We start from the raw sequence: 23156 nt of genomic DNA, 5'->3' as shown, positions 1-23156 counted from the left end.
TGTGGACTAAGAATTCTAAGGAATCATTATGAATCAAGCAGTAAATAATAACGCGCGCCTGGCGGCAGAACTTGAAGATTTAGGTGTGAAGGAATACCTGTCATTACAACAGCATAAAGGGCTATTACGCTTCTTAACCTGCGGTAGTGTTGACGACGGCAAGAGTACCTTGATTGGTCGCTTGCTGCATGACAGCGCACAAATTTATGAAGATCAGCTTGCGAGCTTAAAGAGTGATAGCGCAAGGCTTGGCACCACGGGTGAAGAAGTGGATTTAGCCCTGTTGGTCGATGGCTTACAAGCAGAACGTGAGCAGGGCATTACTATCGATGTGGCTTATCGTTACTTTTCCAGTGACAAGCGTAAGTTTATTATTGCCGACACGCCAGGCCATGAACAGTACACGCGTAACATGGCAACGGGAGCATCTACCTGTGATTTAGCCGTGCTTTTGGTCGATGCGCGTTATGGCGTACAAACCCAAACTCGCCGTCATGCTTTTATCGCTTCACAGCTAGGTATTCGCCACTTTGTTGTTGCTATCAACAAGATGGATCTATTGGGCTTTGATGAAAAGGTCTTTAATAACATTCGCGCCGAGTTTGCCGCGTTTGCCGAGCAGTTAGGTGATATTGATATTCGCTATGTGCCGTTGTCAGCCCTTAAAGGTGATAACGTGGTTGATGCGAGCAGTCAAACGCCTTGGTATAGCGGTGGCACGCTGTTAGAGCTATTAGAAACTATCGATACTCGCCGTGAGCTTAACAGCCTGCCGGTACGCTTTCCTGTGCAATATGTGCAGCGCCCCGATCTCGATTTTCGTGGTTTTTCCGGCACGCTGGCATCGGGAGTGATTAACCTTGGTGACGAGCTGGTGGCACTGCCATCGGGTAAGCGCAGTAAAGTTGCCCGTATCGTGACGTTTGATGGCGATCTTGAGCAAGCCATCGCTGGCCAAGCGGTGACCTTAACCCTAGAAGATGAAATTGATATCTCAAGGGGCGATCTATTATCCCAAGTCGACAACGCACCAGCACTGGCTAACCATGTCAGCGCCGATATCGCTTGGATGGATGAAAAGCCACTGCAATTAAACCAGCTATATGATCTGAAAGTTGCAGGTAAAAAGTTGCAAGCCAGCGTGGTAAAAATTGAATATGTGGTTGATGTTAATACCTTAGACCGTAATGACAGCAACAGTATTGGCCTTAATGATATGGCGCGAGTCACACTTGAGCTCAATGAGTCGATTGCTATCGACCCATACACGTTAATTCGTGATACCGGTGGCATGATCTTAATCGATCGTTTGTCTAACGCGACCGTTGCAGCCGTCATGGCGGTATCGAGCTCTAAAGAGCTTAAAACGGCTCAGCAATACAGTGATTTTGAACTTGAGCTCAATGCGTTAATTCGCAAGCAATATCCTCACTGGCAAGCGATTGATATCAGTAAGGTCGAGGGTTAGCCGTGGCTGATTTGTGGGTGTTATCGTGCATACTATTTGCCTTAGTCGCCGCCTTAATGGCGGGGCTATGGACACCTGCAGCGCTATTTTTTATTGCGTCGTTAACCACTTACTTACTTGGCATGGTGGAGCTGGAAACCACGTTAGCTAGCTTTACCAATGCCAGTTTAGTCACTCTAGTGCTGCTGATCATGTCGACTGCAGCGCTTGAGAAAACTTCGCTATTAGGCAAGTTAAGCCAAGTGGTGGGGCAGGGATCGCTGGCATCAACCATGGCTAAGCTAGGTTTCTCGACGGCGCTACTATCATCGTTTACGAACAATACCGCAGTGGTGGCTTCGCTCATTGGTGTGGTGCGCCGTAACCAAGCCCATGCGCCAGCTAAGCTGTTACTGCCATTATCTTATGCGGCTATTTTAGGTGGAACGCTAACCCTTATTGGCACCTCGACCAACTTAATCGTCAATTCGTTTGTAGAAAATGCAGGCCTAGTACCGTTAGGCTTTTTTGAGTTTTCTATCATTGGCATTGTTATTGTTATCTTAGGCGTGGGGTTATTGGTGCTGTTAGCCAATTGGTTACCCGACAGGCGCGAAGAGTCTATCGATGAGGCTTTGCCTTACTTACTCGAAGCTCGGGTAGCAAAAGAGTCCTTATTGATAGGCCACAGCGTGCAAGATAACCGTTTGCGCGCGCTTAAAAAGCTGTATTTAGTTGAGCTTGAGCGCAGTGGTATTCGCATCTGTCCGGTGCCACCGCACTTAGTATTACAAAGCGAAGATGTGCTGCGCTTTAGTGGCGCGGTGGAGTCGGTTGAGTTATTACATCAGTTTGATGGCCTTGAATGGTTTGGTAAGCAACAAGCCAAGGGACAAAATTTAATTGAAGCCGTATTGGCACCGAGTTCGACTCTCGTTGGTCGCTCACTGAAAGAGTCGACTTTTAGAGAGAAGTTTGATGGTGCGGTATTAGCTATTCGCCGTGGTCATCACCCGCTTAAAGGCGGTTTAGGTGACATAGAGTTGCAAGCGGGCGATGTGTTGTTAATCACCCCTGGTGACAGTTTTAGCAGCAACACTAAATTGGCGTCTGAATTTGCTGCCGTGAGTGGTTTAGATTTAAGTGTTAGGCTCGATCCTCGCCGTAGCCGATGGGTGTTAGCGGGATTTTTACTGACCATTTTAGCGAGTTTGACCGGTATTTTGCCGTTAGTAAAAGGGTTGGTTTTACTCTTGATGAGCTATCTCGCCATCGGGGCGGTGAGTCTTTCAGAGCTAAAGCGTCGTTTTCCGTTTGAGCTGGTAGTCATTGTTGGTAGCGCCTTAAGTTTGGCGAACTTGATGCTATCAACCGGACTTGCCGATGATATCGCCTCATTTATTTTAGCGGCGATTAATGGTTATGGGGTATTTGCGGCGTTTGTGGCGGTGTACTTCATGACCTTGTTGCTGACAGAACTGATTACCAATAATGCCGCTGCAGCGCTGTCGTTTCCGGTAGCGTATGCTATTTCGTTAAGTTATGGCGTAGATACTCGGCCGTTTATTTTAGCCGTCGTATTTGGTGCTAGTGCCAGCTTTATTTCGCCTTATGGATATCAAACTAACTTAATGGTTTATAACGCAGGTAATTATCGTTTTAGTGATTTTGTTCGACTGGGCTTACCTTTGTCACTGCTTTATTCGGCAATCGTATTGGTGTTGGTTCCGTTGTTGTTTCCCTTTTAAGCCTCTTGAATCGGTCTTGCTTGAATAGACTGATACTTGATTAGCGCTAGTGTTTGAATGAGCAAGTGCTTGTGTGAAGCAGGTATTTGAGAGAATTAAGTGTGCAGTTTACGCTTTTATAATGTTGAAGCACATTTGGCTATGTATTGTATAGATTAGATTTTTTGGAGTTTTTATGTCTGATATCGTTTGGCACCAGCACAGTATTGATAAGCAGTCTCGCGCGGATCAGAAAGGGCAGAATCCTATCTTATTGTGGTTCACTGGCCTGTCAGGTTCGGGTAAATCTACCTTAGCGGGCGCGCTTGAGCGGGCTTTATTTGATGCCGGTTTTCACACTTACCTGCTTGATGGCGACAATGTGCGTCATGGTTTATGTAAAGATCTTGGCTTTAGCGCAGATGATCGTGATGAGAACCTTCGCCGAGTAGGAGAGGTGGCAAAGCTCATGGTTGATGCCGGCCTTGTAGTGCTTTCAGCCTTTATCTCGCCAACGCGAGAAGAGCGCGAGCGTGTGCGTGCATTATTCGATAATGGTCAGTTTATTGAAGTGCATGTGTCGACGCCAATAGAAGTGTGTGAAGCGCGCGACCCTAAAGGCTTGTACAGCAAGGCGCGTGCAGGAGAGATTAAAAACTTTACTGGGATCTCAGCGCCTTATGAAGTGCCAACCGCAGCCGAGCTCACCATAGATACCAGTAAAGGTGACTTGGCGACACAGGTGAGTGCGTTACTGGATTACTTAGCGGCGATTCAGGTGATTGACTCAAAGAAGTTAAAAAAAGCGGTGTAAAGGCCCATGTGAAGCCCTTCGCTAACAGTGAGGTGCGTTGTTAGTCCCTGCACTAAAAGGGATGATACCGATAGTGTGTCTATGCGAGACGAATAACTAGCCCCAAGGAACGTGATGAATATAAAAAGGATTTCGATTAAAGAACTCGATGATTTGGTCATGCTATTTGATCAATATATGGTTTTTTATAAGCAAGCATCGGCACCCGCTACCTATCGACAATACTTAAATGAGCGTTTACAAAACGCTGATGCAACGGTGTTTATTGCCTATAGCTCAGAAGATAAGCCTATTGGATTTGTATTAAATTATCATACCTTTTCGTCGGTATCGCTGGGTAAAATCATCGTCTTAAACGACTTGTTTGTGGCAGCATCACATCGAAAGCAAGGCGTCGCCAATAGCTTAATTGATTGCGCTATCGATTTAGCCAAACAAACTGGCGCCGTTCTAGTGGACTTAGGTACAGCTAAAGATAATCTATCGGCTCAGGCGCTCTATGAAAAAATAGGCTTTGTGAAAGACACTGAGTATTTTGCCTATAGCTACTCTCTTTAAGGCTGATAACGGGCAAAGCTAGCAGCTAGCCTTACTTTGAATGATGAATGAGTAATGATAACAAGCAATGCGATGCCCTTATGAACCCCATAGGCATCGCATTTTTGTTTGTGCTTTTTCTAAGTCGCTAAGGTGACATTAGCTAAGCTGTTGCTCGGAAAATAAGTCCTGATTATTCAATCTTAAAATCTTGGGCAAACAGTGCTCTCATCGCCTTGATATAGCTTTTATCGGTACTGAAAGGAATGAGTTGTGCTAGCTCATCGCCTATTGAAGTAAAGCGATAATAGCTGAAAAATAGTTGGCCGCTCTTAGGGGTGAGTTTGAGCTTTTGCTCGCTAAGAGAAAAGCTAATGGGCGTCTTACTGCTAAGCAATCCGGTCTCTAGTTCGCTGCGATGTAAAACTCCCGCCTCAACTAAGGTCAAAATATTAGAGTAGGGCAGGCCAAATTGAGACAGGCCGATATTGGTCGAGGTGGCTTTTTTAAAAAATTGCCCCAAGCCACTGGCATGTTTAAAACCGATAATAAGCTTGAGCCGAGTCTCATTGTTCACTAGGACCGACATACCGAGTGCCTTTTCTAAGATCTGCGCCTCTTTATGGGTTAACTGTTTCAGTGTGCTTAAGGTGCGCAGGCTAAAATTGCCGGGAGAGGTGATCTCATTCGCTAAAATTCTGCCCCAAAGCTCCTGCATTTTACGGTTATGAATTTGCTCGGCCAATTGAAAAAACTGATGCGCCCAATCGGGGTCTAAATCCACGCCAGTCACATCGGATGGTGTGTGGCTGATGGCGATTTTGTAAATGGTTTCAAGGTTCTCTTGATACTGACACGCTTGCTTCTGCGCCCTAAAAGCAGCACGTTCGCTAATCGAGGCAGTGCTAGCACGGTAGTCTTCCTCGCTGGCTAAACCAAGCATACGTCCCAGCAGAAGCGCTTTTTTACGGGCTGAAACATCAGCGGCTTTGCTGCTGTCTTTCGTTCTAGTTTTCACGGTATTGTTAGCCGTGCTTGTTACCGTTTCAACCATGGTTGTTTGTTCACCGTTTACAGGGTTCATAAGTATTAATAGGCTAGCGGTTTGTATCCCAGCTCAGTTAGCTGCGTAGGATCTTATATCGAGCTGAACTATCGAGCTTCAGTATTGAACTTGAGTACGAGCTTGCCGAAAAAAACAGATACTCAACACACGTTTATGCCAAGTATCTGCTTGATTGTCTATTAGTTTGTTACAGCTGTATTTGCTTTTTTAATGACTTTCGTCACTTTGCCAAAATGAGCAACCTCTTCACCTTGCTCTGGGTGACGAGGCACATTTATGGCCAAAATGAGTGAGCACACGGCAAAGCCCGCCCCAATATAAAATACCATGTCAGGTGAGCTTAACCACAAGAAGCCTAACAGGGCCGGAATGATGACCGCCGCAATATGGTTAATAGTGAAACTGACCGACATTGTTGCGGCAATATCTTTAGGGTCAGCAATTTTTTGAAAATACGTTTTCACTGCAATTGCCATGGCAAATAATAAGTGATCGATAACGTAGAGCGCTGCTGCAAATTCAGCGTGTTCAACCAGCGCATAACTCACAAACACTGCGATTAAACCAATATACTCAATGGTCAATGCATTGCGCTCGCCGATGCGGCCAATAAAGCGGCCTATGGCTGGTGCAAATAACAGGTTAACCACATAGTTAATTAAAAATAGCGAGGTGATTTGAGTGATGCTGTAGCCAAATTTTTCAACCATCATAAATCCAGCAAAAACCATGAAAATTTGCCGTCTAGCACCAGAGAAAAAGGTCAGCATATAGTAAAGCCAGTACCGCTTTCTTAGCAGTAGCTTTTTATGTTGGACTTCACCTTGAGGAAACGTGGGGAAATAAAGGCTAATGGTGATCACCATGATAAGGCCTAAGGCACCAATAATGGCGTACATCCATTGGTAATCGAGTTTTAACCAGCTCATGACAAGCCAGATACTGGCATAGCCCCCAAGGGCAGCAGCGCTTCGCCATGCAAGGGCTTTACCCATAAAAGCAGCAGCCTTTTCTTTTTCTACCCATTGCAGTGTTAGTGATTGATTAATGGTTTCAAAATAATGAAACCCAACTGACATTAATACCGTGGTGATGTACAGCCCCAGTACTTGTGGAAAGAATCCAGTAATCGCCACACCAATACAAAGCACGGCAAGAGACACCAGAGCAAACGCCTGTTCGCGGATCAGTAATAATACGAAGATGGCTGTAAAAGCGAGAAAGCCAGGGACTTCTCGTAAGCTTTGTAATATGCCAATTTCAGCTCCGGTAAATTGTGCTCGCTCGATAACAAAATTGTTTAATAGTGCCTGCCAAACCGCAAACACTAACGACATAATAAAAGTCATCCAGAGCAGGAGTTTCTGTGGGTCGTTTCTCATCTTACTTTCCCTGTATCAACCGCTGCCTCAGTACCCTAAATAGCGATTTTAAAAATGGTCATTTTAATGTTCACGAGTATACAAGGTTCAGTTTTGATAATGATATAAGGCGCACAAGATTTGCAGCGCAATAATGCATTTCACTCACTAGCCACCATTTTTGACATGTAAGAGGCCTTAATATTGTTAATAAAGGCACTTAAGTCGTTAATCTTTATACCATTACTGTTGTAACGCTCTCACGCTAATGTGAGCGGCTACTTCTGCTTTAGATATTGTTTTCATTGGTTTTATTCTTGCTTTAGCATCTGCATTGCTTGTTGCTCAATAGCTTTTAATGTAAGTCGTTTGTAAAGATGATTGTAAATATTAATGTAAATCATTCTCATTTGGGTTAGTTTGTCCGCGAATTAGGGGAGCTGGTTAATACCGATAGGTATACAGCGTAGGATCAAAATGAGAGCCGTTTATGAAATCTATTTCGAAGCATACCAAGTTGAATATGTTAGCGATTGCTATCGCTAGTGTGTTCAGTACGAATGCTATGTCAGCAACCGAGCCAGAAGCATTAGCTGCTGCAATAGCCAAGCAAGAAGCTGAACTTGCCGGGCTTAAGACTCAGTTGCTGCAATTAGCTGAGCTGCAAAAAGTGAGCACAGAGCAAGCTGCAGCTACTCAGCAACAAGTTTTGCAGACTGCTAAAGCGACAGACACAGTGAGTAACTGGGACAAGTTTTCGTTTAAGTCATATGGCAGCGTGATTTACACCAGCGACGAGTACTACGACAACGTACAGGATACATCTCCTGAGCGCCGCAGCCGTTTTGATCTAGAGCGGATCGTGACTGAGTTTGGCTACCAGTTCAATGACGAATGGGACATGGAAGTTGAAATCGAATATGAGCATGGCGGCACCGGCACCGCGCTAGAATATGACGGTTTCGATGAGTTTGGCGAGTTCGAAGCTGAAGTGGAAGCCGGTGGCGAGGTGATGATTGAAAAAGCCGAGATCCGTTATCGCCCAAGTGATGCCTTTGGCGTTAAATTCGGTAATATCCATCTACCTGTAGGTGTCGGTAGTATGCTGCATAAGCCTAGTCAGTACTTGACCGTGCAACGCCATAAGAGTGAAGCGGCGATGTTACCTACAGTCTGGAATGAAAACGGCATCGGTATCTTTGGTGAAATGGCTAACTTTCACTATCAAGCCCAAGTGGTTAGTGGTTTGAACTCAGAATATTTCCGTACCTATGACTGGGTGGCTTCAGGGCATCAAAAGCGTTTTGAGCATGTGAATGGCGATGATCTCGCTTATGTGGTTCGCCTCGATTATGGCAATTTTAAAACAGGCTCAGCCATTGGTGCCTCTTATTATTATGGCAACACCAGTGGTAATCGACATAAAACCAATAAACTAAGTGCTGACGGTACGGTTGAAATTCTATCAATTGCGGGTGCATTTGTTGAAGGCCCATGGATCTTACGCGGTCAATACCTTTATGGCACGTTAAGTGATAGTGACGCTATCACTCAAGCTAATAAAACCACCCCGGGCCTCAAGCCGGGTAACTTCGCTCAATTAGGCTCAAAGTCTGAAGCTTTCTTCATTGAGGCGGGTGTTGACCTTGGTGAATTTACCTCTGTACCAGTCACCATTTTTGCCAACATAGACTACTCAAATCCACTAAAAGAAGTTGAAACCGGCATTGCTACAAAACGCTATGAAAACACTTGGATTAGCGCTGGTATTAACTACTTCCCCATCCCTGAAATAGTGATCAAAGCCGAAGCTGGCGTACAGCAGGTGGCTGTGTCATCTATTCCCGATACCCACTTTTTTGCTTTAGGCGTTGGTTACCAGTTCTCACTTTAAATCACAAATAGTAACTAACAAAATACATGGAGTTTTTATGAAACATTTTACTCACTCAGCGCTAGCCATTGCGCTTATTTCAACGCTTAGTGCATGTGGCGGCTCTGGTTCTGACGATACCGCTGTTGTTGTACCAAAAAAGGGTTTTAGCTTTGCCGCGACAGAGATGGTCACTAACCTCACTGATGATGTGATTGTTGCGGGGTACTCAAACCTTGCCCTGCGCGGTGAGGCAATGCTGCAAGCGACGCAAACATTGGTTGCCACACCGACACAAGCCAACTTGCTTGCCGCTCAAGAAGCGTGGAAAGCTGCTCGTCAGCCGTGGGAGCAAGGTGAATCACATATCTTTGGCCCAGTAGACTCACTGGGTATCGATCCACATCTTGATAGCTGGCCGCTAAACACCACTGATTTAACGACTGTGCTGGCCAATAGCACGGGCTTTGACGCTGACACCATTAAAGGTTGGAATGATGACGTGCAGGGCTTTCACACCATGGAATACCTATTATTTGGTGACGGTGTTGCAGATAACACCAAAACCATTAGCGAACTGACACCAAACGAGCGTGATTATTTAATGGGACTTGCAGAAGTGTTTCGTGATTACACCAAGACACTCGATGACGCATGGCTTATCAGCCACGACGGTCAAAGCGGTAAGGCTTATGGTGAGTTACTGAAAAATTCTGGTATCGATGGCAATACTTTCTATAGCTCAGAAGTGGGCGTGGTAGAAGAGCTCGTTAACGGCATGATTGCGATTGTTGACGAGGTGGGTAACGGTAAAATTGCCGACCCATTTGGTGAGTCAATCGATAAAGCTGACACCTCAAAAGTTGAGTCTCAATACTCTTGGAACTCGCTTACCGACTTTAGCGACAACATTATTGGCGTACGCAATGTTTACCTTGGTGAGCTAGCGGGCAATGCCGATAAGCAAGGTATTATCGATTTCGTCAATGCTGCTAATCCTGAACTAGCAACGCGAGTTAAGACTGAAATTGATGATGCAATCACTAAAATCAACGCTATAGCCGGTACTCACAATATGCCATTTCGTCAGGCTATTTCTGATAGCGACGCACGTGTGCGTATTCAAACAGCCGTCGATGCACTGACTAAGCTACAAGCGAGTTTAGAGTCTGATGTGTTGCCACTACTTAAAGAGTGGAACATCTAGAAGGTGAATATTTGAGGAGGCCGTAAGGCCTCCTTTTTAATAGGATAGTTCCCTTGTTTTTTAAATGGTTAAAAAACGATAAAAGATAATGGGGAATAATTTTTGGCATGCCGTGTGTGGAACAGCAGATGACAGATAAACACTCTCAAAAAAACAGATCGCAGCAAAACGAAATACCGCAAAAAAGAGCGCAATTAAATAGCGGCATTAGTTTTCGAAAAAGCCTTATTAGCAGCCTAGTCTTGTTAGGGGCCGCAAGCTTAAGTGCATGTGGCGGCTCTGGCGATGATGCAGCGCCCACACCTGAAGGAAAAATCTATCCAGCTTATACCGATATCAAAGCCCTTGGTGGTGATACCACTACCTTTGATGCCTCTGAGTCGGGTCATGGTTTTTCAACTCCTGCGCCAAACCTGACGGCTAATGAGCTGGAGTTGCACCTTGAGGGAGATGTAGGCTTTGAAACTACTTTTACTACCGCGCCCAATAGTGCCCATCCTGAGCTAGATGGTTTGGGGCCAGTATTTAATAACGCAGATTGTAACTCTTGCCATCAGCGTGATGGCCGTAACTCAAGCCCTATCGTTCCTGCTGGCAAATCTCGGGTTAAACTCGGCTCACAAGCGGGAATATTCTTAAGGATCAGTAAGGCGCCCAGCGAGCCTTGCACCTTAGGTACGGCGGCAAATAATTACTGCGCGCCAATACCTGTGCCCGACTTTGGTGGGCAACTATTTCATCGCGGCGTACTGCAAGCTCGAGATGACTGGCAGCAAAATCAATTTATTGGTCAGGCTGATGTTTACCTCTCCTATGAAACTAAGCGGGTTACTTACAGTGATGGCACGAGTGTCACGCTGAAAAAACCACGGTTCGATGTGGAAAACCCCTATGATGCGCCGGGTGAAACTAGGGCTAGTAGTAACGTCACCTCTAACTTGCTGCAAGATGATGTACTGATGGGCTGGCGAAATGGTATGCCGGTATTTGGTTTAGGTTTGTTAGAGGCCATCGCTGAGGCTGATATTATCGCCAACGTTGATGCTGCTGATAGCAATAATGATGGCATTTCTGGTCGTGCTAACTATGTTTTTGATGCGGTTAAAGCACAAGCGGGAGACAGTAATCCGGTGTCGCTGGGCCGCTTTGGCTGGAAGGCTAATACGCCCAGCGTTAGGGTGCAGTCATTAGGCGCGCTGCGCGGTGATATTGGCATTACTAATCCGCTGTTCCCAGATGAAAGTATTGCTGGCACTGCGCTGCATGATGCTTATTTAACTCGTACTGGCTTTGTCGATACCGGAGTTGGTGTCGATGGAGAGCCTGAAGCGAGCGCTGAGTTCAGTGATGCCGTAGTGTTTTATGCTGAAACGCTAGCGGTACCGGCAAGGCGTAATGTGGATAATGTTGATGTTCGTGAAGGAGCAAGATTGTTTGAGCAGTTAAACTGCAGTGGTTGTCATACCCCACGCTTTGTGACTCAAGCTTCAGGTGACATTGGTGGCTTAGAGATGATTGCTGGCCATAAGAGTCAAACTATCTATCCATTTAGCGACATGTTACTGCACGATATGGGTGATGAACTTGCTGATGGTCGTCCCGATTTCTTAGCCGATGGCAATGAGTGGCGTACGCGTCCGTTATGGGGAATAGGCCTAACGCAAACCGTGAATCCGCAAGCAGGATTTTTACATGATGGCCGCGCAGCCACATTAGAGGAAGCGATTTTGTGGCATGGCGGTGAAGCAGAGCAAAGTCAGCAAGGTTTTATGACATTAAGCCGCGAAGAACGCTCGCAAGTTATTGATTTCTTAATGTCACTATAAGCAAAGTCTGCATAACTGAAATTCACTCAGTCAACGTAAAAACAGCGGGGCTACCTCTTTAGGGGAGGCCCGCTGTTAATTTTGTGAACTAGGTAAAGCTAATTCGATTTATTGCACTACGCCTCGTGATCTGTTTCATGTAATCTTTTAGTCAAATCACCTATGATTTATTTATTAAATTCATTCACTTTAAAATTAACACTTCAGGGGTGCTTAGTGAGCAAAATTCTTATCGTTTACTCTAGTGTGCATGGCCAGACTCGTAAAATTTGTGCCTATTTAGAAGATAAGCTCAAGGCAGTCGGCAATTGTGTCACCGCTGTTAGCATTGCCGATAAAGTGGATTTAGGTGAATTTGATAAGATTATTATCGGTGCCAGTATTCGTCATGGTAAGCACAATGCGGCAGTTTATGATTTTATTGAAGCCCACCAAGCAGCATTAGAGCAAAAGCCGAGTAGCTTCTTTTCGGTTAACTTAGTGGCGCGTAAACCTCTAAAGAATACCGCTGAGACTAACCCATATATGCAAGCATTCTTTGAAAAGTCACCTTGGATGCCTGATGTGGCGCAAGTGTTTGCTGGCAACCTTAACTACCCAAGTTACGGCGTAATGGATAGGAACATTATTCGCTTTATTATGTGGATGACTAAAGGCCCTACTGCAGCTGATACTAATATTGAATATACTGATTGGAATAAGGTTGATACCTATGCCGACAGTATTAATAATTTGGCGGTTACGGTTTAGCAAGCACAGGATGAGATATGGCGCAATCGACGTTTAAACGCTTAGCGAGAAAGTATATTGATTTGCAGCATGTGCTCATCATTATCACCAGTGCATATCTAATTTTTACAAGCGGCTCTATTGTGATGGGCCGCAGATTACGCCCCAATGCATCGTTTTGGGATCAAAGCCATGTGTATCTTGGGCTTATCGCCGCCTTCTTGTCGATTACCTTTTTGATTACTACCTGTCTTAAAGGAAAGTGGCGCCAGTATTTCCCCTGGTTGCTCGGTGATTTTTCGCAGCTTAAGTCTGATATTCTAGGCTTGTTTAAAGGCAAGATCCCGATTGCCGGCGGGCGTGGATTATTCAGTGTTACTGAAGGCATAGGCATGCTGCTGTTTTTAGCTGTTGGAGTCACGGGTCTACTGTGGTTTGCCACTCAAGGCAGCAGTGATGCGCTGTTCTGGCGTGGTTATCATATTCATTTTGCACAAGGTTTTATCGGTTTTATCGTATTACATGCCGTATTTGCTTGTTTGCACCTGCTAGATTTTTTCAGAAGCTAATAAAACTTACACAAATGCGATAAAATTTGCTCTCTTGAGTAAGATTATTGCTTTTTTCGTGTCCTCAATGTCCTCCGTTTCCATAAGTGTCTTCCGTGGTGAATTGCTTTTGCCTTAAAGTGGTTTAGTTAACGTATACAATATTGCGTCGGCATAACTCTATTTCAAAGCGGAAATTTAACCAGAAGCGCTTCGCTTTCACGGAGGTCACGGAGAAGATCGTAGAGCAAAAGATTAAAATGTTTGATGACGAGCCTTTTACTGTTGCTTTTGTTCTAGCTGTTGCTTTTCTTCGTGTAGCGTAGCGCTCCGTGTTCCAATAACATCCGTGTTTAACGGCCAGTTCGCTATCCCTAGCTCTCGCTTATTAGCACATGGCTTCGGCATATTCGCCGTGGTGAATAGCTTATGTCCCAAAATGAGTTAGAAGCTTCTTTAATCTTGTGTGACCACCAAGCGATTATGTCATATCTTAACTACCAACCGATTATGTTGACTTGCCAAATCAGCTTGAGTGGGCTGAGCAAAACAATGCTTTCAAATTAGTTGGTTTTTCTTTAACTTAACGAGTATGAAGTAAAAGGAACTTATCCAGCATTCTATAAGGACTCGCTTTGCTGCCAACCGTAATCCATCTCGTCGATGATATTAAGCTTGGTGGCGTGAACCTCGCGCTAACGAGTCTTGCCGCCTCAAGGTTACGGCAGTCTTTTTCTTTTCAACGCGTGGTTAGTCAATTCAATAAGCCGCAATTTAAACGTTATCAAGCTGATGTTATCGTCGTTCATGGCGCCGTTAATTGGCGCAAACTCCCTGCATTTTTAGCACTTAAACTTGCCAATATTGGCACGCCAATCCTTTATCAAGAGCACCATTATAGTCGAGAGTTTGCCCGTCACTGTGTTAAATCCCCATGGCGATTTCGACTTATGCTTAGGCTGGGTTATGGGCTTATGGATAAAGTGTTATCTGTGTCTAACGCCCAGGCTGACTGGTTACAAGCGCTAGGCGTATTACCTACCGATAAGCTGGTGCGAGTCGGGCAGGGGAAAGAGCTGAGCTCGTTTATTGCATTGCCAGAAAAGAGCGCTAGTGCGCCAATTAGGTTATTGGCCTACGGGCGTTTGAGTCAGCAAAAAGGCTTTGATTTGTTGATTAAAGCAATGGCGAAGCTGCCGCCTAACAGAGTCGAACTGATATTGGCCGGAGAGGGAGATCAAGGGCCCGAACTTGCAGCACTAGCAGCGCCTTTAGAACATGTTCATTTGGTTGGTGAGGTGCATGATGTGCCTCAGTTTCTTAGCCGTGGCGATCTTGTCATTATCCCCTCACGTTGGGAGCCGTTTGGTCTAACGTGCTTGGAAGCCATTGCTGCGGGTAAAGGCGTTATCGCGGCAAATATTGACGGATTAGGTGAGCAGTTAGCAGGGTTAGAGCGACAAGGGGGTTATCAGCTGATTAATGAGTTAACCGTCGAGGGCATTGAAAGCGCGATTAATCACGCAATAACAGAGCCGCTTAAGATCACGGTCTCTGCGCGGTTATCTAGCGTTCAAGCTTGGGAGTCGATGCTAGAGCGTTGGCAACAGGTGTTAGAAGATGTGCTTAACAACAAATGATATTTAAAAACAAAAAAGGCGCTAATTAGCGCCTTTTTCTATTTCTCAACACGAGTTTGAGATTACTTGTGCTCAAGTGCTAGGTAGTTCATTAGGTCGATTAGCTCGGCTAGTGTACGGATAGAGCCCATGTTAACTGCATATTTGTCGTTGACGATGAACGCAGGTACGCTTTGTACTTTAAATTCACGTTGCTGTGAACGCCATAGCGCCAACTTCTCGTTGGTTTCTTTGCTGTCTGCTGCAGCATCATATTGCTCTGCAGTTACGCCAAATTTAGCAAATACAGCTTTGATGTCGTCACGGCTTTGTAGCGGTTCGTCATGCTTGTGGCCTGGTGCGCTGTGATCATGCTTCTCACCATTATCGCCTTGGATAACTTTGAACATAGCATCAGTTAATGGCTTTTGGTTATCTAATGTTTGGATAACCGCAAGAGAGCGCATAACTTCAGTGTTAATTTCGGTGTTGGCAAAATCAACGTGCTTGCTGTCAAAGGTAACTTGCTTGTTCAAGTTGGCTTTGATATCAGCTAAGTACATCTTTTCCATGTTGAAACAGTTGCCGCAGTAGAACGAATAAAACTCAGTTAGTTTTGGTTCGCTGCTTGGTGCTTTATCTGAGATAACGCTGAAGTGCTTACCTTCAACAAATTGTGCGGCAAAGCTGCTCAGTGGAGCAACGGCAAGTGTTAACGCTAAAGCAATATGTTTAATCAAACTAGTGTCCTCTAGGTGACGTTTGTATAAGTAGTCAAGCGATAACGAATAATACAAATATTATTCATCCGTTACAGCAAATTACATTGTTGTTAAGAATAAAACCAGATGCTTAATTATGACTGAATTTGCATATTAATACATGCTCTAGAGTGTGACCCACGCAATGATTTTAAGCGTAAACGGGAGTTTTCATTTTAAATTTTGCTAAGCCTCACAATCTCAGTGAAATTTTATAAAAAGTTAACCTCCCAAGGGAACTTATTGCGCTTTTTAAGCCATGTATATCGAAATGCTGGGTTTAGACTGCAGCGAGAAGCCGATTTCTTTAACGGTAATTAATAAACTTTTAGATAATATCATGACTAATATTAAACAGATTATCTTATCTATTTATGTTAGTTTTTGACTAAGTTTAGAGCAGTGCTTTGTTAGTTAATGGGATTGATTAATCAATATCTTCCGATTAATCAATAGTTTCTATATAAAGTCTGAGTATGCCTTGGGGGAAAGGGACTTGAACAATCAACCGCACTTATTTATTGCAGCATTAGCTCTTGTGGCAGTCGGGCTAACAACCAATGCACAGGCGACAGACTGGCGCATTGCATTTGGTGGCCAAAATACCATTGTCGATCAGGCCGATTCTCATACACTCGGCGCACATGCAGGCTTTTATGTCGCGCATCAAACCGAATCAGAGCTGCTATGGCAAGGTGAGCTAGATATCTTTATTGATGATGATAAAGATAAGTTAGACCCTGATCATATTCCTATTTGGTTCCAAAGTGCCTTTTCCGTTGACGGTAATTTATACCGCTTTTCTGAGGTAATGAACTTACAGTGGCAAGTAACCTTAGATGGCAAACGTAATACGGTTAGCTCGGTAGAGAAGCAAGCTAAACTCTTTCCCGGTATCGTAGCAAGGTTTGATAATGGCCGTGTGTATGCGGGATTTGAAGTCGCTGCGGGTTATTACATGCTGGAAATTGACGATGATGTGCCAAGAGAGCGTGGCTATGATCGTGACGACTTTCAAAATAAAACCGGCGCCTATTCAATAGCCCTCGATACTCTACTGCCCCTTGGTGATTCGTTTGACATTTATGCTGCGGCACAAACCTGGAATGATGGCAGTGACTGGCTAGAAAATAAGTATACCGGTGTGCTGAGCTATCATTCTGATGGCTGGATTGAGAATAGCGAAATAAAGCTTAGCGTTGAGCATACAGAATATAATCTTGACCCATTTGATAATCGCGATAAAACCTCACCAGATTACCTGGCTATCTTGCCATGGGACAGAGACACGTTAGTACGAATTTATGTAGATATGCCTTGGGGTTAACGATTGCTCTCTGAGGTTAACTGACGTATTAGTAATAAAAGCGCCATGCATTGCATGGCGCTTTTGTTGGTTGTAAATACTTTAATTAATAGAGCACTATTTTATCTGTATTAGATATCTGTAATGCGTTAGCCGTAACTATTTATTAGTGACGAAGTCATCTAGTAAAATGACACTAAATACACCACTGGTATCGGTATCGATTGCAGCAACACCATAAATACCACCATTTTCTAAGCTAATGGGTAATGGACCTATGGCCACGGTTTTAGTACCTGTAACTGTTACGCTAACCACATAGTCACCAGCAGGAACACTTAAGCTACCTGAAGAGGCTTCAAATGGCACATCTGTCAGTACTGGGGTCGCATTAGCAATATCATCGGTTGCAGTTAAATAAATATCAACATTAGGCGCAGAGTATGCTGCATGAGATACCGTTAACTTAGCCTCTGTTGCTACCACTCGGGTATTTTCCATTATGATCCAAGGGGCAATGTCGTTATCAGCTAAAGAGCCTACGGCAAAAATTGAGTAGCTGTCACCAAGGTCTAACTCAAATGGTGCGTTGTCGATGACAACAACATTGTTGTCGGCATTGGCTGCAACTGTAACGGTATGGTCACCTGCTGGGATGTTAACGTAACCGACAACGCCTTTAAACATCAGATCTGTTATTGCTGCAGTTGTGCTGCCATCTAAAAATACATCAACCGCTGGCGCATCGGCTACGGCGTGTATGACGCGTATATCACTGCCACTGTTTATGTCATTGAGTAATACTTGCCCTTCAGGCAGCGCCACAAGCAGAGCGACAGGAGACATACCGGTCCAAGTATTAGGGATAGCCGAGATAAAGTAATCTTCTTCATCGGCTAATGTTACCGGCCCTGAATCATATACTGCATCTTTTGAACCCGCAGCCGTAATACGAATTTGATATTTAGCGGCAGGTACCTCAAGTTGTGGACTCGCATCCATATAGTTTGCTGATAGGGTTGGCTGCATTGTACTGATATCGGCATTCGGTTCGGTAACGTAGACATCTACCAGCCCAACTGCAGGCGCGGCATGCAACACCTGCACTCGTGCGTAGTTATCGGCGATATCTTGCTCTGGGTTGGCAATCAGTTTAAGCATGAGTGAGTTGTCAGCGACTTTGCCTAAGGCAACGGCGGTATATTCTGTATCAGCTTCAGTATCTAAATCCGCAGTTAATACTGTTGTTGTCGTACCGTCGGGTAAAAGTGCATCGACCGCTACGGCGTAGCTGCCACTTGGCACCGTTGTTAAACCGCTCGACATGGCATAGTCCACATCGTCAACAAAGTTAGCGCCGTTGGCGGTAACATTGACTAGCGGTGCATCACTACCTGCGTGTATGACACGAATTTCAGATTCATAAAGTACAAATGGAGGGGGGACTATATCATTATCATCATCGCTACATGCAGTTAGACCTAATACTGAAATGGTAATGACAGAGGCATAACGTGCGAATGGAGTTGAAAATTTCATTGCTATATTCCTTGATGTTTAGTTTCGACAACCATTACGCTGCTGAAATTTCGTTAGATCAAAAAATATACAAATAATTTACATTGAGTCTGTTTTATGGTTTTTGAAGGGTGTTTTTTGGCATTCTAACGCATGTACTTAATTGACAAGTCGGCAGCCGCATACCGTATTGCTGGGTTGAAACAGCACCACTGCAAAGTCTTTATTTTCATCGCGCTCTAAGACTTGAACGCTTAGATTATGCATGCCCTTCTTATTCAGGTTTAGGCTGCTGACATAAGACAGGTATTTAAAATGCTCTGGAGCCTGTTCCTGGTTCGAGTGTGTAAACTCTTGTTTGGTTTTGACTGAAATATCATAAAACATGTTATCAATATCAACCTGATTGACGTGCCCTTGCATGGACACTGAGCCCGCTGAATTGCCGTCTAGGTCGAAATAGCGATAGTTGATTTGTGCTTGTCCGTCTTTAGAAAACAGGTCGACTAATAGGTAATGCTGGCTGTCTTGATTCATTTTCTGTCGATTGAATAGCTCTGAGCTACAGCTAAGCATAAAGCTAGGCTGCTTTGCTGTTAGTTGATAGATCACCGCGACGCAGCTCAGTAAAGCTAGCAAAATGATGATATTTATCGCCCAGCGCCATGTTCGCGTCATACTCAATTCCTCGTTCTTATTCTTGATATTATTGATTAAGCGGCTAGTCACAAATCTCAACGTCTTGCAGCCATTGCTGATTGATAAACTGCTGGGGTTGGCGCAGATCACTAATCTTTAAATTGCGAATGATGGATTGGCCAAATTGATCACCCCGTAAGGTGATATTAAGGACTTGCTTGTCGTGGGATAGCGACAAGTACACGTTCTTCCAACTTGTGAGCGGGCATTGGCGCAGACTGCTTTTCATGATTTGGCCCAACTCGAGCAATAAACCATTGTTGGTTTTTGAATGGGAATACAAAATGACGTAGACAGCTTGTCCTGCGATGTTACTGACTTTGCTGGCTTGCAGTGGTGTGGGTTTACTTTTAGATAAACCGGGCGCAGCGTAAAAAATCCAGCCACAACTTAAGGCGAGGACTAAACAAAAAGTCAATATTGCTGTGAGTTTAAAAGGGAGCCTTTTGCGCGGTGATCCAGGTTGAGTTGCCTTTCTACTTCGATGGTGGCGTAACAGATACCCCTGGCCTTTGACCGTTTCTATTAGTGACTCATATTGCGGGCCCAAGAATGAGCGAAGTGTGAATACCGCTCGGGTCACCGAGGAGTCACTAAGAGGAGGCTGCTTGCCATCACCGGCTTTTAATAGTGGTTTAGCCACCACTTTGCCTTGATAGTCTATCAATAGGGTTAAAACTTGCAGTTCGGCTCTTGGTAGGTGCCAAGTATTGCCATTGTCTAAGTTCGTTAACTCTTCTTTTTCAATATCAAATCTGCAATGTCCCAATTGCATCTTCGCCGCCTCACTAGAACTATCAATGTATACAAGTCTATGAAGTAAAACTAATGAAGTCTGTGATCCTGGTACTTATGTTGTTTAAAGGTGGCAAAATTGAGTCCTGTGTATAGGTCAGTATGGCTAATTGGGAGCTTGGTCACATTGATTCATACAATTCATTAACCTAATCATGTGTATAAAATGCCGCAAATCAGCACAAATTAAGTGATTGCCATCACAAATTCGCAGTATTTGATATGTGCCGCGGTGCGTTGATTCGTTGATGCGGCGTCTAATTGTTGAGTTGTGTTGCTGCTAGCTTCATCAGTCATAAATCACATTTTTATTTTCCTCATTTCTTACAGTTACTCCATCGAGTCGTTATCCAAAATTTGAACTCGTTGACTAATCGACATAGGCCCAGAGGCTTATAGACAAAATAAAATAATGATGGATATAGGGTGATTATTATGAGTATTGATAGACGTCAGGCATTAACCAAAATTATCGGATTAAGCACTGCCGCTGCTGGTGCAGCATTAGTGGGGACTTCAGCTTTTGCCGCCACAGATGCAGACGGTAACTATCGATTAGAGATCGGTGAGCAGCTTAAGTATGTGCCGCTGGATGCAATGGCGACGGCAAAGCTAGCCTATGAAACAGGTGGCGGCTGTATGCACCAAGTATTCCACTCGATTATTACCATGTTGGCGCAATCAACTAGTGTTGATGCTGATAAGTTTGCCTCGATCCCAACCGCGCTTGCGGGCTACGGCTGGGCAGGGATTGTGGGTCAAGGCACCATCTGCGGTAACTTAAACGCGGCGGGTATGTTAATCAACATTCTAGATGACATTAACGGTCAAAATAGCGCGATTATCGGCGCATCATTCCGCTATTACGAAACTGAAGATTTACCTCTTTCATCTGATGCATTTATTACTGGTATTGGCTCTACAGCAGAAAAGAGTCTAGAGGTGGGGAAAACATCTATTGCTAATAGCCCACTTTGCCACTCTTCAATCAGTAATTGGTCAGCGGCTTCAGGCAAGGTGTTTAAAGAGAAAGGAGAGCGTTGTAAGCGCCTTTCAGCCAGCATGGCTTATCACATTGTAGAGCTACTTAACCGTGCTCATGGTGGTGAAGATATCTCGTTGCTGCCTGAGGCGAAACCTTCAGCGGAGGCGCAAGCTTGTCAGTCATGCCATGGCGTAACAGAGACGATGGGCTCAGCTGCCAGCGTGAAGACAGATATGGAATGCACGACTTGTCATACGGGTCATTTTAATTAAGGAGTCAATTATGAAGGTCAAATTATTGAGCGCCTTATTGGCAAGCTCTGTGCTCCTTATGGGGTGTGGCAGCGATGATGACAATAATGATGTTACCGAGCCACCAGTGGTTGTGCCACCGCCTGTTGCAGATGTTATTGATATTAGTGAAGCCACGAGTATCGAGATGAGTCTTAAGAGCTTTGATGGGGCAACTGGCGCAATCACGTTTAGCTTGAATGATGGAGATAATAGAGCCATTACTCAGGCCACAAATTACGACATTTATTATTTTGGTTACCCAGATCCTGCGTCACCATCGACTAAGCCAAAGGCTTGGAAACGCTGGCATGTGACTCAAGGCTATAAGTGTGACACTAGCACCAATGACGAATGTGGCGGAGTTTTGACTGAAACGGCGACCAAGGGGCAATACACCTTTGATGCCACTGACTTAGATTTAGATTCTAAAGCTGCAGCTGGGGCGGTTGAACTTTATAAGGTCGCGATTCAGATCCATGGCGCACAGGCAAGCAATGAGATCGAGCTGATTGCTGCTGAAGAATAATAGAGTTCAGTAAAGCACTCTTTTAATTTCAGGTACTGACTTAGATTAGTACGAGCACCCTGCCTAATGTCAATCTATGCAGAGGGGGAGTCTTCCCCTAGATTGAGTTAAGCCTTCAAAGCCGCAATGATTATATTGCGGCTCTTTTTCTTTTTACTATTCGCTAATGCGTCATTCTGGCTCATTGAGCGCGTGCTGTTTAAGCAGCTTGCGTTCGATAATGCTTGAGGCGATAAACATGGTTAAATAGCCACAACCTAGGGCTAAAATTACCGCGACAACGTTGTCGGTAAACAGCCTAAGTAGATAGAACATGATGAGTAGCGTTGCAACACCTAACAGACGGATCATTAAGCTCTGTAAAAACAAGCCATGTGCTTTGATATAGGCGACCTGAAAAGCGTTGAGCATCATAAAACCAAAAAACAGCGCAAAATGCAGCAAGATAGGTGCGGCGTTAGCGTAAGTATCGGGGAAGACAAAGCCGACGATTTCATCGCTAAACATCAATAATACAATTAATAAACCGACGCTAATTGTTAGGCTAAGTTTAAAGAACCAGCGGCGTATTTGTTGGATCTGTTGATGCTGTCCACTGCGAAGACATTGGGCTAGTTCAGGCAAAATATAGCGATAAACAGGGAAAACAAACAGCATAGTTAAATAAGCAATCAGAGGGCGGACAACGACCTGGAAGTCACCGAGTTCGTCAATAGTAAAGTAGCCAATGGTTAGCAATACCGTGATGTACACCATCAAGATACTGGCGCCAACTTCAAGTGAAGACATCATGCTTTTTTTGACGAAATTACGCATCTCTGAATCGAGTTGCACAGGGGCTAGTGGCGTAGTGGCAATCTGCTTTCTACGCTGAATAAACATATAGGCCGCAACGGCTAAGTTAGATAGCATTAAGCTGAAAAATAGCGAGGACACAGGAGATAAGGCCAATAGATAATAGCAAACTAAAAACAGCAATATCTGCACCAGCGGCTCTATCCAGATAGTCTTATTAGCAATGTCATAGAGGCGGTACATGCCGATTTGATTGGTAAAATACACCTTAAACCCCATACCCAGAATAATCCCCACCAATTGGATGTATTCAACATCGATATTCAGTTGATGCTTGATGTAAGGCAGCACTAGCCCCCAGGTAAATAGCACCATAAAAATAAGTGAATAACGGAAAATATTAGTGATATCTCTATCGTTCTTGGTTTGAGAGAAACTGACTACCATAGAGGTACGAAAGCCACTCAATAAGATAAGTGACATAGAGATGATATCAACGACCGTGTGATACAGAGCCAAGTCATCCTTCTCGACCCATTGAGCTAACCAAATCTTAAATGCTAAGCCGAGCGACATACTGGCAAGTGTCGCCCAGATAGCGCTAATGAAGACTTGCTTAACTCGAACGAATGAAGACTCTGTCATGCTGTTGTGTTACTCAGTGGATGCTTGTTAACGGGTGTCAAATATTAACCATTACCACTTGATGTGCTAGGACTGTTGC

Annotated in this window: 20 protein-coding genes; 13 read left to right on the top strand and 7 right to left on the bottom strand. The window is 44.5% G+C overall.

Annotated elements, in window-relative coordinates:
* Window positions 1-28: 28 nt before the first annotated feature.
* The 4 genes from cysN to ACVBIK_RS02905 all read left to right on the top strand — a co-directional run bounded on the left by cysN (window position 29) and on the right by ACVBIK_RS02905 (window position 4546).
* Window positions 29-1468: a sulfate adenylyltransferase subunit CysN gene (gene cysN / locus ACVBIK_RS02920; RefSeq protein ID WP_447169062.1), complete on the top strand. Its 1440-nt coding sequence runs from the start codon at window positions 29-31 to the stop codon at window positions 1466-1468.
* A gap of 2 nt (window positions 1469-1470) precedes the next feature.
* Window positions 1471-3195: an SLC13 family permease gene (locus ACVBIK_RS02915; RefSeq protein ID WP_447169061.1), complete on the top strand. Its 1725-nt coding sequence runs from the start codon at window positions 1471-1473 to the stop codon at window positions 3193-3195.
* A gap of 175 nt (window positions 3196-3370) precedes the next feature.
* The gene (gene cysC / locus ACVBIK_RS02910) at window positions 3371-3988 is read left to right on the top strand and encodes an adenylyl-sulfate kinase (RefSeq protein ID WP_447159438.1); all 618 of its coding nucleotides are present in this window, start codon (window positions 3371-3373) and stop codon (window positions 3986-3988) included.
* A 114-nt stretch (window positions 3989-4102) separates the two neighbouring features.
* Entirely contained in the window at window positions 4103-4546 is a 444-nt protein-coding gene (locus ACVBIK_RS02905; protein ID WP_447169060.1) for a GNAT family N-acetyltransferase, read from the top strand.
* Between the two features lie 172 nt (window positions 4547-4718).
* Here the strand turns inward: ACVBIK_RS02905 and ACVBIK_RS02900 are convergent, their stop codons facing one another.
* Both ACVBIK_RS02900 and ACVBIK_RS02895 read right to left on the bottom strand, forming a co-directional pair.
* Window positions 4719-5579: a TIGR03899 family protein gene (locus ACVBIK_RS02900; protein ID WP_447169071.1), complete on the bottom strand. Its 861-nt coding sequence runs from the start codon at window positions 5577-5579 to the stop codon at window positions 4719-4721.
* Between the two features lie 191 nt (window positions 5580-5770).
* Window positions 5771-6973: an MFS transporter gene (locus tag ACVBIK_RS02895; protein WP_447162988.1), complete on the bottom strand. Its 1203-nt coding sequence runs from the start codon at window positions 6971-6973 to the stop codon at window positions 5771-5773.
* Window positions 6974-7442: 469 nt separating this feature from the next.
* Between ACVBIK_RS02895 and ACVBIK_RS02890 the strand changes: the two genes are divergently transcribed.
* From ACVBIK_RS02890 to ACVBIK_RS02865, 6 genes are all read left to right on the top strand, one after another.
* Window positions 7443-8846 carry a hypothetical protein gene (locus tag ACVBIK_RS02890; protein WP_447169059.1) on the top strand — a complete coding sequence of 468 codons (1404 nt, stop codon included), beginning with the start codon at window positions 7443-7445 and terminating at the stop codon, window positions 8844-8846.
* A gap of 37 nt (window positions 8847-8883) precedes the next feature.
* Window positions 8884-10032 (top strand): imelysin family protein, encoded by a 1149-nt coding sequence (locus tag ACVBIK_RS02885; RefSeq protein WP_447169058.1) that lies wholly within the window; start codon window positions 8884-8886, stop codon window positions 10030-10032.
* 128 nt (window positions 10033-10160) lie between these two features.
* Entirely contained in the window at window positions 10161-11858 is a 1698-nt protein-coding gene (locus tag ACVBIK_RS02880) for a di-heme oxidoredictase family protein (RefSeq protein WP_447169057.1), read from the top strand.
* 216 nt (window positions 11859-12074) lie between these two features.
* Window positions 12075-12608: a menaquinone-dependent protoporphyrinogen IX dehydrogenase gene (gene hemG / locus ACVBIK_RS02875; protein ID WP_447162984.1), complete on the top strand. Its 534-nt coding sequence runs from the start codon at window positions 12075-12077 to the stop codon at window positions 12606-12608.
* 17 nt (window positions 12609-12625) lie between these two features.
* Window positions 12626-13156, top strand: coding sequence for a cytochrome b/b6 domain-containing protein (locus ACVBIK_RS02870; protein ID WP_447159445.1), 531 nt, complete (start codon window positions 12626-12628; stop codon window positions 13154-13156).
* Between the two features lie 614 nt (window positions 13157-13770).
* A complete protein-coding gene (locus ACVBIK_RS02865) occupies window positions 13771-14775 on the top strand; it encodes a glycosyltransferase (protein WP_447169056.1) in 1005 nt (334 codons plus the stop codon).
* Window positions 14776-14837: 62 nt separating this feature from the next.
* Here the strand turns inward: ACVBIK_RS02865 and ACVBIK_RS02860 are convergent, their stop codons facing one another.
* Complete coding sequence (locus ACVBIK_RS02860; protein ID WP_447159447.1) at window positions 14838-15494, bottom strand: thiol:disulfide interchange protein DsbA/DsbL; 657 nt, start codon at window positions 15492-15494, stop codon at window positions 14838-14840.
* Window positions 15495-16011: 517 nt separating this feature from the next.
* Here ACVBIK_RS02860 and ACVBIK_RS02855 point away from each other — a divergent pair.
* Entirely contained in the window at window positions 16012-16842 is an 831-nt protein-coding gene (locus ACVBIK_RS02855) for a hypothetical protein (RefSeq protein WP_447159448.1), read from the top strand.
* 138 nt (window positions 16843-16980) lie between these two features.
* Here the strand turns inward: ACVBIK_RS02855 and ACVBIK_RS02850 are convergent, their stop codons facing one another.
* The 3 genes from ACVBIK_RS02850 to ACVBIK_RS02840 form a co-directional block, all read right to left on the bottom strand.
* Entirely contained in the window at window positions 16981-18360 is a 1380-nt protein-coding gene (locus tag ACVBIK_RS02850) for a DUF4397 domain-containing protein (RefSeq protein ID WP_447159449.1), read from the bottom strand.
* A 138-nt stretch (window positions 18361-18498) separates the two neighbouring features.
* Window positions 18499-19017 (bottom strand): hypothetical protein, encoded by a 519-nt coding sequence (locus tag ACVBIK_RS02845; protein WP_447159450.1) that lies wholly within the window; start codon window positions 19015-19017, stop codon window positions 18499-18501.
* 43 nt (window positions 19018-19060) lie between these two features.
* Window positions 19061-19813: a winged helix-turn-helix domain-containing protein gene (locus ACVBIK_RS02840; RefSeq protein ID WP_447169055.1), complete on the bottom strand. Its 753-nt coding sequence runs from the start codon at window positions 19811-19813 to the stop codon at window positions 19061-19063.
* A 455-nt stretch (window positions 19814-20268) separates the two neighbouring features.
* Here ACVBIK_RS02840 and ACVBIK_RS02835 point away from each other — a divergent pair, with 455 nt between their 5' ends.
* Both ACVBIK_RS02835 and ACVBIK_RS02830 read left to right on the top strand, forming a co-directional pair.
* Window positions 20269-21090 carry a cytochrome C gene (locus ACVBIK_RS02835; RefSeq protein ID WP_447159452.1) on the top strand — a complete coding sequence of 274 codons (822 nt, stop codon included), beginning with the start codon at window positions 20269-20271 and terminating at the stop codon, window positions 21088-21090.
* Window positions 21091-21100: 10 nt separating this feature from the next.
* Entirely contained in the window at window positions 21101-21637 is a 537-nt protein-coding gene (locus ACVBIK_RS02830; protein WP_447169054.1) for a hypothetical protein, read from the top strand.
* A gap of 171 nt (window positions 21638-21808) precedes the next feature.
* Here the strand turns inward: ACVBIK_RS02830 and ACVBIK_RS02825 are convergent, their stop codons facing one another.
* Entirely contained in the window at window positions 21809-23077 is a 1269-nt protein-coding gene (locus ACVBIK_RS02825) for a lipopolysaccharide biosynthesis protein (RefSeq protein WP_447169053.1), read from the bottom strand.
* Between the last annotated feature and the right edge of the window lie 79 nt (window positions 23078-23156).

It is taken from the genome of Shewanella sp. 125m-1, assembly GCF_052977065.1.
The sequence above is the reverse complement of the archived record's forward strand: the minus strand, read 5'-3'. Positions and strand labels throughout refer to the sequence as shown.

What these genes read in the sequence shown, in the direction of transcription:
- cysN (WP_447169062.1), top strand. Translation starts at nt 29, where the DNA reads ATGAATCAAGCAGTAAATAATAACGCGCGCCTGGCGGCAGAACTTGAA.
- cysC (WP_447159438.1), top strand. Translation starts at nt 3,371, where the DNA reads ATGTCTGATATCGTTTGGCACCAGCACAGTATTGATAAGCAGTCTCGC.
- ACVBIK_RS02905 (WP_447169060.1), top strand. Translation starts at nt 4,103, where the DNA reads ATGAATATAAAAAGGATTTCGATTAAAGAACTCGATGATTTGGTCATG.
- ACVBIK_RS02900 (WP_447169071.1), bottom strand. Translation starts at nt 5,579, where the DNA reads ATGGTTGAAACGGTAACAAGCACGGCTAACAATACCGTGAAAACTAGA.
- ACVBIK_RS02895 (WP_447162988.1), bottom strand. Translation starts at nt 6,973, where the DNA reads ATGAGAAACGACCCACAGAAACTCCTGCTCTGGATGACTTTTATTATG.
- ACVBIK_RS02890 (WP_447169059.1), top strand. Translation starts at nt 7,443, where the DNA reads ATGAAATCTATTTCGAAGCATACCAAGTTGAATATGTTAGCGATTGCT.
- ACVBIK_RS02885 (WP_447169058.1), top strand. Translation starts at nt 8,884, where the DNA reads ATGAAACATTTTACTCACTCAGCGCTAGCCATTGCGCTTATTTCAACG.
- ACVBIK_RS02880 (WP_447169057.1), top strand. Translation starts at nt 10,161, where the DNA reads ATGACAGATAAACACTCTCAAAAAAACAGATCGCAGCAAAACGAAATA.
- ACVBIK_RS02870 (WP_447159445.1), top strand. Translation starts at nt 12,626, where the DNA reads ATGGCGCAATCGACGTTTAAACGCTTAGCGAGAAAGTATATTGATTTG.
- ACVBIK_RS02850 (WP_447159449.1), bottom strand. Translation starts at nt 18,360, where the DNA reads ATGAAATTTTCAACTCCATTCGCACGTTATGCCTCTGTCATTACCATT.
- ACVBIK_RS02845 (WP_447159450.1), bottom strand. Translation starts at nt 19,017, where the DNA reads ATGACGCGAACATGGCGCTGGGCGATAAATATCATCATTTTGCTAGCT.
- ACVBIK_RS02840 (WP_447169055.1), bottom strand. Translation starts at nt 19,813, where the DNA reads ATGCAATTGGGACATTGCAGATTTGATATTGAAAAAGAAGAGTTAACG.
- ACVBIK_RS02835 (WP_447159452.1), top strand. Translation starts at nt 20,269, where the DNA reads ATGAGTATTGATAGACGTCAGGCATTAACCAAAATTATCGGATTAAGC.
- ACVBIK_RS02830 (WP_447169054.1), top strand. Translation starts at nt 21,101, where the DNA reads ATGAAGGTCAAATTATTGAGCGCCTTATTGGCAAGCTCTGTGCTCCTT.
- ACVBIK_RS02825 (WP_447169053.1), bottom strand. Translation starts at nt 23,077, where the DNA reads ATGACAGAGTCTTCATTCGTTCGAGTTAAGCAAGTCTTCATTAGCGCT.